This is a genomic window from Sphingobacterium sp. UBA7249, from assembly GCF_002472835.1.
Taxonomy (GTDB): domain Bacteria; phylum Bacteroidota; class Bacteroidia; order Sphingobacteriales; family Sphingobacteriaceae; genus Sphingobacterium; species Sphingobacterium prati.
Genome location: NZ_DKST01000032.1, coordinates 1 through 14,242, shown reverse-complemented (window position 1 = coordinate 14,242; position 14,242 = coordinate 1). Strand labels below are relative to the sequence as shown.

Here is a 14,242-nt window from a genome sequence, read left to right as displayed (position 1 = left end):
TTTCTCAGTAAAAATAAAAGCTACTTTTAAAAAGTAGCTTTTTTTATTTTCTGATTTCACAGTTCAATTTTTCGAGCTTATAGCGTGCTATTTCTTCCGAAAGCTTGCGCATCGCATAAGCAACAATGGCAACATCATCCAACCAGCCACCGACAGCAATAAAGTCAGGGATGGCGTCTATTGGCGAAATCACATAAATAATTGTTCCGATAATAATGGATAGATTCCAGCTGTTCATTTTAAACTTACCTGTAATTGCATCCTTGCACATGGCGATCAATAATTTAAAATCGCCAACGTAACTCCCTAAATTTTTTGCCTTGGATTCTGCCTGCACCAGTTCCTCTTCAGTGATTTTACGGTGTCTGAATCGCTCAAACATGCCTGTTGCAATCTTTTTGATTCTACTGTTCATAACTCAAAATTATGATTATTTTTTATTTAACAAAGCTTGTGCCTTTTTTCTCTTAGATAAGGGTTATGATAAAATAAACCACAAATTGATTATTTTTGTAGCTAACTGTAGCAAAGTGTATGTCAGGTCCGTATAATAGACAACACAAGCGCAATGTGTTTTACACAAAAAATAGATTTTAATATTACACGGTTATGAAAAACTATAGATTATTTAATTTTATTGCCATCGCTTTAGCGACATTTTTACTATCCAGTTGCCTGAAAGATAACGACGACCAACGAATTCCTGGTGCGCTCTTTACCATGGTCAATGGGTACACTGATGCTAATGCGGTTGTATATTATGCCGACGGGGGCTCATTACAAAGTCCATATTATCCTTTGGAGTTTAAAAGCTATAGCCAAGTTGGCCTATTTACTGGAGCTAGAAAAATAGCCGTTTCTGCAGAATATAACAACGCGCTTGTTGATACAACAGTTACGATCAAAGACAGCACCATATACACCTCATTTGTTTATGGCAACAAAGAGAAGCCAGTCCAGGTGATTACAACTGATAAAATCAACAAAGAAATCAAAAACACGGAATCCGGTTTACGTTTCTTTAATCTTGCGGAGGGAACAGATCAGGTAACCCTGCAAGTTGGCAGTGAGACTTCTCCATCAGAATGGACCAACCGTGCGAAAGAAACCCAAAATTCAGCTACTGCCCACCAAGGATTCATCGCACAAAAAAGTGGTACTTTTACAGTCATTGCCAAAGATAAAGCCGGAAAAACGATTGCAACCCGGAAGGATGTCAAATTGGCTGAAAACTATTACTATTCATTGATATTGATCGGTAAGGCTAATGATGATAAGAAACCATTATATCTTGGTTTAGTAGCTCAAGCAGCAAATTAAAAATACCCCATTTCTATATACTGAAAAGACCATCATACTGGTATGATGGTCTTTCTTTATTTTGTAAAAATATAAAGCTGATTTCGATATGTTTTAATATTAAATTTTAAGGATTTTCTTTGGGTGCAACTTTAGAGATTACGTAAATATCTTCATTTTCTTTCTTCATTTTATATTTCTCCCGAGCGATACGTTGTACCTCCTGTGGATTGGACCGTATATCATTGATCGTCTTTATAATTGCCGCATTCTCTTTTAGATAAAAAGACCGTTCCGTTTCCAAATTGGCCTTTTGTTTTTGATAGCTGTATTGCGTAGCAAAATCATTTCTATCAAAAAACAACATCCACACCAAAAACGCCAAAGTGGCTAATAAATACTTGTTTCTTATTAAAGACCATAATCGTTGCATAGGACAAAAATACTATTTAGCTTTTAGACTCCCGATATTTTCTTCCAAAGTTAAACATCTTTAATTAAAGATATGGAATAATGCACTCAAATTCATCATATCTTTAGAATAATATTATCTTTAACAAGTCAAAACAACATGCTATTAAATAGCCCGAATGGAAGGCACAAATACACGAAAAAATGGACTGTATCTTCCATATGGCATTAAATAACAAACCGAGTGCAATGGGTTCATTTTTACCAATGAAAAACAGCACCAATACATAATCATTTTTCTATGAAATACTATCTTATTGCTGGTGAAACATCAGGCGACCTACATGGTGCCAATCTGATCAAAGCGCTTAAAAATGAAGATCCCGATGCGACCTTCAACATTGTAGGTGGAGATTTAATGCAGGAAGCGGCTGGAGAAAAAGCATTGATACATACCTCGGCAATGGCTTTTATGGGTTTTGTGGAAGTTTTGAAAAATCTGGGTAAGATATCCAAAAACTTGAAAACCGTTAAAAATGACCTCCTAAAGGAAAAGCCCGATACTGTTATACTTATCGATTTCCCAGGCTTCAACCTAAAAATTGCCGAATTTGCAAAAAAACATGGGATCAAAACATGTTATTATATTTCACCAAAAGTATGGGCATGGAATCAGGGCCGCGTCAAAAAGATCAAAAAAATTGTTGATCATATGTTCTGCATTCTGCCTTTTGAAGTGGATTTCTATAAAAAATGGCGTATGCCGGTCGATTATGTAGGCAACCCCTTATTGGACGCGATCTCAACTTATCCTTTTAATCCAAAGTTCAGGGAAGAAAACGGTTTTACAGACAAACCACTTATTGCCTTGTTGCCAGGCAGCAGAGAGATGGAGATCACCAAACTTCTGCCTATTATGGCCGAACTCCCCTATTTTTTTCCTGTGCATCAGTTTGTCATTGCCGGTGCTCCAAATTTTGACGAATCTTATTACAAACAATTTTTGAAGGGTATTGATATTCCGGTCGTTTTCAATCAAACTTATGATATCCTCAACAATGCAGAGGCTGCGGTAGTCACTAGCGGCACAGCAACCCTGGAAACAGGTATATTGAAAGTCCCACAGGTTGTGGTTTACAAAGCTAATCCGATATCTGTCTGGATAGCAAAGCTTGTGGTAAAAGTAAAGTTCATCTCCTTGGTCAATCTGATCAATAATTTTCTTTCCGTACGCGAGCTTATCCAGGATGATTGTACAGCTTATGATATTTCCTATGAAGTAGGTGAATTAATAAACAACAAAGCGCATCGGGCGAGTGTGCTGGAAAATTACGATATCCTGGCCGAGAAACTTGGCTCACCCGGCGCATCGGAAAAAACAGCTAAATTAATTGTAAAATATCTGGGTAAAAATTAAACTCTTTGGGCTTTCAATTGTCAAACTACTAATTAGTTACATATAATTAAAGCTTTATGAAATCGAAACTTATTTTAGGCTTTCTTTTTTGCTTCGCATTTACCTTGTTCGGTAAAGCGCAGGAGACACAGCATTTTTCCAAACTTGAAATTGGGAAAAAAGCCAAGAAAAATATTGACAGCAAAGATTCCACAGCAGTTATTCATATCGACACATTGATTATGAAGGATAACGCTACCCTTTCCTTTTATGGAAAGAAAGATGTTAAAATCACAGTAGGTTATGCGGAAATCGGTAATAAGGCTACTTTCTATGGTACAGACGGGAAGAATAATGGCGCTAATTTTGATATCAATGCCAATTTTCAAAAATTAGGATCATTGTATATCATTGCGAAAGGTGATGATGCTTTTAATGGCACAAAAACATTTCCCAATGGAAATGGTGGAAAAGTCAAGGTTACCCTGGTTACGGGAAGTATAAAACCACAGACAACAGACAAGAAGTCACCAAATTACATCTATGCAGATGTCGTAGCGGGTGGTAGAGCTGTCAATGCAAACACAGACTTAAGAAACATTTATGACCGGATCAAAACTGCGCCTACGGGTCTCAGGGGATTACCGCAGGGGCAAATCTACTCTGGTAGTGCAGGCACGGAGGGGTCCTTTGAACTGATTTCGACTCAATAAGGCAAGCGAAACGGCCCATAAAAAACAGCATCAATCTTAAGATCGATGCTGTTTTTTTATAGCTATTCATTTTGCTATAAAATTTAATTGCAACCTCTCTTCTTGAGTTCATAGGCGAGCACCAATCTCGTCATGCGATCATATCTTGCAATTCCCTCTTTTTGGTTGTTATGTGTTAGGTATTGGTTGTAAAACAGCCCCATCAAGTTGTTAATCCAGCCCGTATAATTGCTCCAAAATAGGCGTTCCGCCGCCACATCCGCCAGCACCGCTTTACTCAGTTTGTTTTGATAGACTTTAGAAAGCTCCGGGTACATGCCCCGTAATTCTCCCAGCATATAAAGGCTTGTCTGCAAATACGCTGAATAACGATAAAAGGCCTGTGGATGATGCTGCAAGCGAACAAAAGCGATAAAATTAGCTTCATCCTCAAAACCTACTCCCTGTTGATGGGCGAGCTCATGCACATACGTAAAAGGAAAAGATAGAGCTGGCATAGCATAGTTGACCTGCGCTTCATGCGTGAACGGATTAAAATAGCCCGAAACACCAAAATAAGAAACGATCCTGCTATTTAACGGAGATTTGGCGTTGATCTGACTGCCTGACAAAAAAGAAGAAAATGTAGTATCTTTTTTCACCCAGGTCGCCAGATCTTCCCGCATGTGATCCTTCCTTTGGCCCCATTGTGCGGGATCCACCTGTTCCCGTAAGGCATTTGTACTATCCAGGTATTCATCAAGCACCATGAGGTAATCCGCGAGCCGCAAGCTATNNCCTGTTCCCGTAAGGCTTTTGTACTACCCAGTTATTCATCAAGCACCATGGGGTAATCCGGGAGCCGCAAGCTATCGACCTTCAGCTGTGTATTCATACTGATTGGTTTCCGGTAATAATTTAGGCCCCAGGAGATATAAAAGAAAATATAGAGTCCAAACAACAGGTTTAGCACAAATAAAAAAGCTCGGCCAGCATCGGTCCATTTTCTACGCCATACCTTCCGGATGAGATTGGCCAGCCAATAAAACAATAAAATAAGCGCGAAAGCATAAAAAATGTCCCCTACACTAAAAGGAATATAGCCAAAAATATACTTCGGAATATAACCGTAAAGCCGGTAAAATCCCTGCGCATAAAACGCTTCGATCCATGAACTATTGCTTTCGATCAGCGATAAGAAGAATATCAGCCCAATGAATAATACCAAAGTAAGAATGGCTATTTTGCTACGCTTTATCATAAATCATCAACTTTCGTTTTCGAAATAGACCTTATAATAGTTCATCCCTTTATCTTCATCAAATCCTTTTTCAAGATACTCCCGTTTTCCATGCACGTAGATATGAAAGTTCTTATCCAATTTTAGCACGGATTTGTAAGAAGATTCCATCTTTTTAACCGCTTTGTCTGCTATTTCAAAGCTCGACTGGAAGGGTGAATCAAACTCATCTTCAAAACCCGCTTTATAATCTTGGAACAGGGCTATAGCCTGGGGATTACCCAATACCTCCTCCTCAAATTCCTCCTGAACAAAAGTTTCCTTCTCCTTAAAGTAGTTCATTGATTTGTTCATCAGATCGATCTTATCGGCTTTCTCGAGTTCAAATGTTTCATCGAGTTTCTCCTGAACAAAATTCTTATAGACTTTCAGGTAATTTCCGGTCTGATTAAAATTGTCGTTGCGTACGCGCAGTTTCAGAAACTCATCTTTCCAGTAAACGGCTTCCTGCTGTCTATTGGTCTGGTCGAGTACAAGAACCTTATAACCTTCCTCTTCCTCAACATTGATAATGATGCATCCTTTGTCCAACTTATTGATATTAATCGCTTCCTGTTCATATTCTAAGGTGAACGCACCTTGTTCAGGATATACCTTTAGGTAAGTCTCCTTGTTTTCCGATTTAAATATGCCGATCGCGTCGTGTTCCTCGCCTTCTATCTGCACATTTTTTAGTGCCACCACATAGACTTCTCCTGCTTTAATCTTCGGATGGCTGGACACTTCGTAAAGATGCTTTGAAATCTGCTGGGAGAAATCGTGAAAGGAAAGCTGTTCTTTAAAGTACTGACGCACGAAATAAAACACCTCATTCAGATCCAGTTCTTCATTGGGATGATAAAGACGATATACTTCATTCACTTTAGCAAAGGGACTCATAAAATACTGCATCAAAAGTCCGGGCAATACTTCGTCGCCCTCAAGGGATACCGGCTCCTCTGACAGGATATAAAATTCGTCTTGTGCTTTGTTTCCCACACGGTGTATGGATAATGCTTCAAAAGTTGCGTCTTGATGAAAAAACATATTCTTATTTTATAAATGATATAAATCGATTGCTATTTTAAATGTTTGGCAATGTGCATTGACAATATCTCTGATCTGGGGCGAATATCCCCCACCCATACTTACCTGAACAGGGATATGCAACTGATGACATAAACCCAGTACGACTTCATCCCTTCGTGCACAGGTCGCTGGACTTAAATTCAATTTGCCCAGTTTATCTGTTGCTAAGATATCCACACCTGCCTGATAAAAAACAAAATCAGGCTGGACGCGCCTAAATAAATCCAACAGATTCTCTTCCAATATTTTCAGATACTCCTGATCCGTAATATGTTCCGCAAGACCGATATCCAGATGGGAACGTTGTTTTATAAAGGGATAATTTTTCTCGCCGTGCATCGAAAAGGTAAACACCTGTTGGTGCCCTTCAAAGATATGTGCCGTTCCATTTCCCTGATGGACATCCAGATCAATAATAAGGATTCGATTTGCCCGATCATGTTGCAATAAATAACCTGCAGCAGTAGCTTGGTCATTCATCAGACAAAAACCTTCACCAAAATCATACCCCGCATGATGGGTACCACCGGCAACTGTAAAAGCTACCCCATATTTGAGCGCATACTTTGCAGCCTGAATGGTCCCATCCAAAATATAGCGTTCCCGGTCCACCAACTCCTTATTTAACGGAAATCCAATCCGCCGTACCATTTTCGCATCTAATGTCAAATCAAACAGTTGCTTCACATAATTTGGATCATGTACCAGACAACAGGTCTCAAAACTTGCCAGTTCAGGACAGAAAAAATTAGTTTCATTGGCCAATCCTTCATGCCTTAACTGCAGCGGGATCAACTCATACTTTAACATCGGAAAACGATGTCCTTCTTTGACCGGATGGATAAATTCGGGATGAAAAGCTATCTTGAGCACTTTAAATCTTGTTTTATTCATGCGAAGATAAGAAAAACTAAAGCAATCCCATTTTATCCAACAATATCCAATCGGATATTTTGGAGTTGTATGGGAAAAAAGGCATCTTTGGATAAGAACAAAGCCTCAAGTTGATGTTGGGCACCGTTTGACATTAAACTTATATTCGATCATAAATAGATACATTAAAATAACATGGAAACGACTAATTTGCCTCAATTGTCTGCAATGGAACAGCGTGTCCTAGGCTCCCTGATTGAAAAATCAAAGGTGACCCCTGAATATTATCCCATGACGATCAATAGTTTACAGGCAGCATGCAATCAAAAAACTTCACGCAAGCCTGTAGTTCAATATACAGAAGAAGACATCGTCAATACACTGGACATCCTGAAAAAGAGAGGATTGATTTCAACCGTTATCGGTGGTGGATCTAGGGTAACCAAGTATAAACACAATTTTGCCATACAATTTCCTCTTGTGCCATCCGAACTGGCTATTATTTGTCTATTGCTGCTCCGCGGGCCGTTAACGGCAGGGGAAATTAATTCAAGCGCCGGAAGGCTCTACGAATTCGAATCATTAAGTGAAATTACTGAACAATTGGAAAAGCTGTCGCAAGAAGGCTACCTGAAATCGCTCCCTAAACAAGCGGGTCATAAAGAGGTGCGTTATATTCATCTGCTTGGCGAGGTAAATATGGAAGTTTTTGAAAGTACAGGCAGCCCACATTCGGCTGTTGCGAATCCGGCACTTCTGGAGCGTATCGAACAACTCGAACAGGAAGTCGCTGAATTAAAGCAGAAATTTCAAGATTTGTGGAACGAATTACATTAACCAATGATTTCTAGTACTGATTCCAAAACACAATTGTCCCAAGCTACTTTATGGCTGATGACCTTTGCCACAGGTTTGGTTGTCGCCAATAACTATTATAATCAGCCACTGTTGGGGCTGATTGCCAAGGATCTGCATGTTGGTGAAGCCACAGTTAGCAATTCGGCTATGCTAACACAGATTGGTTATGCCTGCGGGCTGTTGTTAATAGTCCCCCTAGGTGACATGTTCAAAAGAAAGAGGATGATCTTGATTGATTTTATATTCATTATCCTTTCTTTGATTGGGATGGCACTTTCCCAATCGATTCTATCTATCTTGATCTTTAGTTTTCTGATCGGTTTCACATCTGTGATACCACAAGTTTTTGTACCAATGGCGGCAGAGCTTGCTTCAAAGGAGAGACAAGCGGCTGCGATAGGCATGGTCATGTCAGGACTACTGATCGGTATCCTATTATCACGGGTCGTCAGTGGTTTTGTCGGTTCTTATTTCGGCTGGCGCGAAATGTATTGGATCGCTACAGCGATCATGGTGATCACAGCACTGGCCATTGCCATTAAGCTTCCTGAGGTAAGCCCCAATTTTAAGGGTACTTATAAAGAATTGATGCTTTCGGTATGGAATTTCGCCAGGAAACAACCTGTCCTGCAGCTGGCGGCATTTCGCGGTGCTATGGGATTTGGCGCTTTCTCCGCATTTTTTACAACTTTGGTTTTCCACATCGAAGGACCACCATTTTTTGATGGACCAGCTGCCGCCGGAGCATTTGGCCTTGTCGGCGCCTGCGGTGCTCTTGCAGCAGCTTTTGTTAATCGAATGACCGTATACATGGGTGCCGCTAAAATTATCCTGTATGCCATCTTATTAATGGTATTTAGCTGGATACTCTTTGCGTTATTCGGGAATTACTACTGGGGACTGATTATCGGCGTCATTCTCATCGATCTTGGACTACAGTCCATGCATATCTTAAACCAGAGTGATTTTTACGCACTAAACCTCGGCGCCAACAACCGCCTGAACACTGTATATATGGTCAGCTATTTTATTGGCGGTTCAACAGGCACCTTTTTTGCAGCGCAGGCATGGCAGCACTTCCAGTGGCCTGGTGTAATAGCGGTCGGAACTCTGTATACGCTATTGGCATTGCTCGCACATGTATTATTTGATCATAAATTAAGAAAAAAACCGATATGAAATTTGGCCAAGTAGAACATCCCGAAGAGGTAGATTTCACCCTACCTCCTACTCCAAAAGAGACCTTAGCCCTTTTACAGCATTTCAAAAAAGACGAACCCTTTGAAGTGTATGTTGGCTGCGCAAAATGGAACAAACAAGATTTAAAAGGCTTTTATCCAAAGGGAACGAAAGACGAACTTGTCTACTATGCAAATCAGTTTAACAGTATCGAACTGAATGCCACATTCTACAACTCACCCAGCCGAGAACAAGTAGAAACCTGGAAACAGAAAACACCGGCAGACTTTAAGTTCTTCCCAAAAGTCACGCAGTCCATCAGTCATTTCAGCCGATTGCTCAATACGACGGATAAGGTAAAACTATTTACGGATGCCGTTGTTCGATTTGATGAAAAATTAGGCATGGTATTTCTGCAGATGCATGACAACTATAATCCAAAAGACATGGCCCGTTTAAAACTATTCTTACACGACTGGCCGAAGGATGTTCCTCTAGCATTGGAAGTCCGAAATAAAGACTGGTTTTCGAAAGCTGAAGTAACGAAAGAACTCTATACACTATTGGAGGAAACCGGAGTGACCAATGTATTGGTAGATACGGCCGGAAGAAGAGACATGTTGCATATGCGTCTGACGACACCGGTCGCATTTATTCGTTACGTTGGCGCTAATCACCCCTCGGACTACGAACGCTTGGACAATTGGATCGAAGTACTAAAACTCTGGCGGGATAATGGATTACAGAAACTGTACTTTTTTATCCATCAGAATGTCGAAATTGAATCGCCGTTGCTTGCGACTCATTTTATCAAAAAAATCAATGAAACATTTGATCTCAATCTCAAATACCCGAATAAAGCGACAGGAAATACCTTATTTTAATCTCAATATTTAAGGCAAAATAATAGCCGCACGATTATTGCACCTATTAATCTGCGTATGGACTTTTTAAAATATAATATCTAAAGCCGGTTAAAACATATATAATATACGGCCGGTTATATGCAAATAAAAAGGTCGGATCCATGGATCCGACCTTTTTATTTAGCGCAATAGGTTCAACCTATTTTTTCGCGTATTTAAAGTTTTTACCGATGAAACGGGCGTTACCACCCAATTCCTCTTCGATACGCAACAACTGATTGTATTTAGCCATACGGTCAGAACGGGAAGCCGAACCTGTTTTAATTTGGCCACAGTTCAACGCAACCGCCAAGTCAGCGATCGTCGCATCTTCGGTTTCACCTGAACGGTGAGACATTACTGAAGTGTAACCAGAATTCTGTGCTAAAGTCACCGCGTTGATCGTTTCAGTCAATGAACCGATTTGGTTTACTTTTACTAAAATAGAGTTTGCTGTATGCGTGTCGATACCTTGTTGAAGGCGTTTTGTATTCGTTACGAAAAGATCATCACCTACTAATTGAACGTGATCACCAATTTTGTCAGTCAATGTTTTCCAGCCAGCCCAGTCATCTTCAGCCATACCATCTTCGATAGAAATAATTGGGTACTTCGCTGTCAATTCTGCCAAATAGCTTGCTTGTTCTTCGCTAGAACGTACCGCCCCTTTATCGCCTTCAAATTTAGCATAGTCATATTTACCATCTTTGTAGAATTCGGAAGAAGCACAATCCAATGCCAAACAGATGTCTTGACCTGGTTTGTAACCTGCGATTTCAATCGCTTTCAATACGGTTTCGATTGCATCTTCTGTTCCTTCAAACGTTGGAGCAAATCCACCTTCGTCACCTACAGCAGTAGAAAGACCTCTGTCGTGTAAGATTTTTTTCAAGGTATGGAATACTTCTGTTCCCCAACGTAATGCTTCAGAAAAAGAAGGGGCACCTACCGGCATGATCATAAACTCCTGGAATGCAATAGGTGCATCAGAGTGTGATCCACCATTGATGATATTCATCATCGGGATAGGCAATGTATTCGCATTAACACCGCCAATATAACGGTATAAAGGCTGACGGGATTCTTGTGCAGCGGCTTTTGCTACAGCCAAAGAAACACCAAGGATAGCGTTTGCACCCAAATTACCTTTATTTTCACTACCGTCTAAATCAATCATGATTTTATCGATGGCGTTTTGCTCGAAAACATCCACGCCTTCCAAAGCTTTCGCTATTTTGGTATTTACATTTTCAACAGCTTTCAAAACACCTTTACCTAAGTATTTTGACTTGTCGCCATCACGTAATTCCACTGCTTCGTGAACACCTGTTGAAGCACCTGAAGGAACAGCTGCACGACCAACAAAACCATTTTGTGTAGTAACATCTACTTCGATTGTAGGGTTACCGCGCGAATCCAAAATTTGACGCGCATGAACATCGATAATTAAACTCATTTCTTTATTAGACTATAATTTACTTTCATTACTTAGTGTAAATAAGACACACTCTTACCTACAGACATTTTTACCAACCAAATATAACAAAAAATGTATTTAATCTGTCATTTATTGTGAATAAAATATGACAGATCTGAATAATTGGCTCGATAAACGCCATAAAAAACCCTCCACAATGGGGAGGGTTTTACGTACTATTATCTTTGCCTAGTTTTTGATCATTGCTATGAAATCATCAAACAGGTAACGTGAGTCATGTGGACCTGGAGATGATTCAGGGTGGTACTGTACTGAGAACGCTTTTTGTCCCTTAATACGGATGCCTTCGATAGACTGGTCGTTCAAATTAACGTGTGTAATCTCAACATTTTCCGAATTTTGGATATCCTCTGCTACGACACCAAAACCATGATTTTGCGAAGTAATTTCACAACGGTTAGCAATAATATTTTTGACTGGGTGGTTGATTCCGCGGTGTCCGTTATGCAATTTACTGGTACGGATACCATTGGCTAAAGCTAAGATCTGGTGTCCTAAGCAGATACCAAACATTGGTTTTTGCGCGTTCAAAATAGATTTTACCGTTTCGATGGCGTAATCCATTGGTGCAGGATCTCCAGGACCGTTTGAAATAAAGTAACCATCGGGGTTCCATTTTTCCATCTCTTCAAATGTTGTCTTAGCCGGGAAAACTTTTGTATAAACGTCACGTGCTTCAAAATTGCGCAAGATGTTTTTCTTAATTCCCAAATCCAATACGGCTACGCGTAAAGCGGCATTCTCGTTTCCAAAGAAATAAGGTTCGGCCGTGGTTACCTTAGAAGATAGCTCAAGTCCGTCCATCGAAGGAACTTTTGCCAATTGGCTCTTTAATTCTTCTACATCAAGTGTTTCGGAAGAAATAATTGCGTTCATTGCTCCCTTATCACGGATATGTCTTACCAATGAACGTGTATCCACATCGGAAATACCCACCAAATTTCCTTCTTCAAAATAGCTTTGAATAGATTCGTCGGCCATTTTACGGCTATAGTTGATGTTGTAGTTTTTACAAACTAATCCTGCAATCTGAATTTGATTTGATTCGGTATCATCCTCATCAATACCATAGTTACCAATATGTGCATTGGTTGTTACCATGATTTGTCCAAAATAAGATGGATCTGTAAAAATCTCTTGATAACCGGTTGTTCCTGTATTAAAACAGATTTCACCAGTAGTCGTACCAATTTTACCAGCGGCTTTACCGTGATAAACTGTACCATCTTCTAAAACTAAAATTGCAGGCAATTTGCTGTAGTTGGTCATTATCGATGTAATATTATAAAATGTGTATCTCTTCTGTTCTGAATTTTAAAACCGTTCCTATTGGATATAAAAAAAGCCCTCAAATGGGCTAAAATATTAATTAACAATGCATTACCACGATTGACAAACCGTTTCCTAAGGCACCTACCAATAAAGACTCTACTTTAATTTTCACGGGAGACAAAGTTACGACATATCAGTTAAAAGTGAAAAACATTTTTCAATTATTTTAGTCCGCATGCGACAATCGACGTTTAAATCGCCGAAAGTCTTTCAAAATCAAAAAGATAAATACCGGGATAAGGACAAAGATCATTGGATTTGCTGACCAGGCATCCCCCCATTTCATCTGCAACAGCGCAATAAAAGCAGTTGTAAGTCCGCAGCCCGGGCATTCATATCCTGAGATCGCCTTCCAGAGACAAGGAATGAGGATATGAATGTCCGACACCATATAAAGCGCTATAGCGATACTAAAATACCCCATTGTGATGGAGTAGATCCAATGCAACCGAAGGTATTTCAGTACGAGATAGACCATTAATTATTGTTTATCGGACTTTTAATGTATTGGCCATCTGCATCCTTGTATTTACCAACAATGATCATGATCAGATCAATCAGCGACCAAATTCCACAGCCCCCTAAGGTAACCAATTGGAGAACCGCTGTTCCGATCTGTCCCAAATAGAAACGATGTCCACCGAAGGGGCCTAGAAATAAACAAAATAACAAAGCGGGCAACCAGCGATCATCCTGAATGCTACGGTTCTGTTGGAAAGGTTGGTTTGCGTAAAATATAGGCTGTCTCACCCCACAAAAAGGACAAACCTCTGCCTTGACATTAATTGCCTGGCCACATTCTACGCAATATTTTTCATCTTCTGCTTTCATTTAGATTTAGTTTGGCGATGGAACTAAAAACCAGTATCCATCAGGGATTAAATAATAGGTTGAAATTAATAAAAAAACTTAAAAAACATATATTTTTTGAATTACGAGGATACGCGCTAGTTCATCTCCAACCCCAAAATATCCAACGCGTTATTACCTGCGGTTAATGGAGAATGATCTATGACCGCACAAATGCGATCTTTTGTTACATAAGTGCAGCTTCTTCCTTTTTTTCCTTTAATTTTTTTTTGCAGCTAGTCAGAAATAACGTATGACCAAATTTAGATTTTTGACATTACTTATTCAGTGATTGTTCAGTGCTTGTTCAGTGATCACTCAGTGCAGACTGAATAAACAATGAATGATTACTGAATAAAAACTGACTTAAAATTGTGATAACGGATAAGTTGGTAGTTGGATGTATCCGTTTTAATGTTTATCTTGATTCGTTATAATCAGCCAATTGGAGCAATCATCAAAAATGGAATTATACCAAAAGTTTGGGGGCAGTAATTTTTTAAACATAAAATTTCATCTACTTGATCCCATTCTTTTATCGCAAATAATATAAACAGGAAAGGCGCTTCATGTCATGAAGCG

At 39.6% G+C, this 14,242-nt stretch carries 16 protein-coding genes; 6 read left to right on the top strand and 10 right to left on the bottom strand.

The annotated features are described in order from the left end of the window. Positions 1-43: 43 nt before the first annotated feature. Positions 44-415, bottom strand: a complete 372-nt coding sequence (locus B4A24_RS23770) for a YkvA family protein (protein WP_293947405.1) — start codon at positions 413-415, stop codon at positions 44-46. A gap of 194 nt (positions 416-609) precedes the next feature. On the opposite strand from B4A24_RS23770, the gene B4A24_RS23765 reads away from it, so the two are divergent. Then, positions 610-1,320, top strand: a complete 711-nt coding sequence (locus B4A24_RS23765; protein ID WP_293947404.1) for a DUF4397 domain-containing protein — start codon at positions 610-612, stop codon at positions 1,318-1,320. Between the two features lie 106 nt (positions 1,321-1,426). On the opposite strand, the gene B4A24_RS23760 is transcribed toward B4A24_RS23765, so the two are convergent. Beyond that, positions 1,427-1,732: an FtsB family cell division protein gene (locus tag B4A24_RS23760; RefSeq protein ID WP_172394631.1), complete on the bottom strand. Its 306-nt coding sequence runs from the start codon at positions 1,730-1,732 to the stop codon at positions 1,427-1,429. A 279-nt stretch (positions 1,733-2,011) separates the two neighbouring features. Between B4A24_RS23760 and lpxB the strand changes: the two genes are divergently transcribed. Together lpxB and B4A24_RS23750 are read left to right on the top strand one after the other, a co-directional pair. Next, positions 2,012-3,127, top strand: coding sequence for a lipid-A-disaccharide synthase (gene lpxB / locus B4A24_RS23755; RefSeq protein WP_293947403.1), 1,116 nt, complete (start codon positions 2,012-2,014; stop codon positions 3,125-3,127). Between the two features lie 56 nt (positions 3,128-3,183). Beyond that, positions 3,184-3,819, top strand: coding sequence for a hypothetical protein (locus B4A24_RS23750; protein ID WP_293947402.1), 636 nt, complete (start codon positions 3,184-3,186; stop codon positions 3,817-3,819). 83 nt (positions 3,820-3,902) lie between these two features. On the opposite strand, the gene B4A24_RS23745 is transcribed toward B4A24_RS23750, so the two are convergent. From B4A24_RS23745 to B4A24_RS23730, 4 genes are all read right to left on the bottom strand, one after another. Next, positions 3,903-4,568: a DUF3810 family protein gene (locus B4A24_RS23745; RefSeq protein ID WP_293947401.1), complete on the bottom strand. Its 666-nt coding sequence runs from the start codon at positions 4,566-4,568 to the stop codon at positions 3,903-3,905. 59 nt (positions 4,569-4,627) lie between these two features. Then, on the bottom strand, positions 4,628-5,059 hold the full coding sequence (locus B4A24_RS23740) for a DUF3810 family protein (protein ID WP_293947400.1): 432 nt from the start codon (positions 5,057-5,059) through the stop codon (positions 4,628-4,630). 6 nt (positions 5,060-5,065) lie between these two features. After that, on the bottom strand, positions 5,066-6,124 hold the full coding sequence (locus B4A24_RS23735; RefSeq protein ID WP_293947399.1) for a nucleoid-associated protein: 1,059 nt from the start codon (positions 6,122-6,124) through the stop codon (positions 5,066-5,068). 9 nt (positions 6,125-6,133) lie between these two features. Next, positions 6,134-7,060, bottom strand: coding sequence for a histone deacetylase family protein (locus B4A24_RS23730; protein ID WP_293947398.1), 927 nt, complete (start codon positions 7,058-7,060; stop codon positions 6,134-6,136). A gap of 174 nt (positions 7,061-7,234) precedes the next feature. Between B4A24_RS23730 and B4A24_RS23725 the strand changes: the two genes are divergently transcribed. The 3 genes from B4A24_RS23725 to B4A24_RS23715 are packed head-to-tail and all read left to right on the top strand — an operon-like array spanning position 7,235 to position 9,960. Then, complete coding sequence (locus tag B4A24_RS23725) at positions 7,235-7,876, top strand: YceH family protein (protein WP_293947397.1); 642 nt, start codon at positions 7,235-7,237, stop codon at positions 7,874-7,876. Positions 7,877-7,879: 3 nt separating this feature from the next. After that, complete coding sequence (locus B4A24_RS23720; RefSeq protein WP_293947396.1) at positions 7,880-9,076, top strand: MFS transporter; 1,197 nt, start codon at positions 7,880-7,882, stop codon at positions 9,074-9,076. After that, positions 9,073-9,960, top strand: coding sequence for a DUF72 domain-containing protein (locus tag B4A24_RS23715; protein ID WP_293947395.1), 888 nt, complete (start codon positions 9,073-9,075; stop codon positions 9,958-9,960). The genes B4A24_RS23720 and B4A24_RS23715 overlap by 4 nt, the downstream gene beginning before the upstream one ends. 181 nt (positions 9,961-10,141) lie before the next feature. Here the strand turns inward: B4A24_RS23715 and eno are convergent, their stop codons facing one another. From eno to B4A24_RS23695, 4 genes are all read right to left on the bottom strand, one after another. Beyond that, the gene (gene eno / locus B4A24_RS23710) at positions 10,142-11,437 is read right to left on the bottom strand and encodes a phosphopyruvate hydratase (protein WP_077435516.1); all 1,296 of its coding nucleotides are present in this window, start codon (positions 11,435-11,437) and stop codon (positions 10,142-10,144) included. Between the two features lie 210 nt (positions 11,438-11,647). Then, the gene (carA, locus tag B4A24_RS23705) at positions 11,648-12,748 is read right to left on the bottom strand and encodes a glutamine-hydrolyzing carbamoyl-phosphate synthase small subunit (protein ID WP_293947394.1); all 1,101 of its coding nucleotides are present in this window, start codon (positions 12,746-12,748) and stop codon (positions 11,648-11,650) included. Between the two features lie 229 nt (positions 12,749-12,977). Then, complete coding sequence (locus tag B4A24_RS23700; RefSeq protein ID WP_293947393.1) at positions 12,978-13,289, bottom strand: DUF2752 domain-containing protein; 312 nt, start codon at positions 13,287-13,289, stop codon at positions 12,978-12,980. Then, positions 13,289-13,642 carry a TM2 domain-containing protein gene (locus B4A24_RS23695; RefSeq protein ID WP_293947392.1) on the bottom strand — a complete coding sequence of 118 codons (354 nt, stop codon included), beginning with the start codon at positions 13,640-13,642 and terminating at the stop codon, positions 13,289-13,291. Before B4A24_RS23695 ends, B4A24_RS23700 begins: the two co-directional genes overlap by 1 nt. Positions 13,643-14,242: the final 600 nt, after the last annotated feature.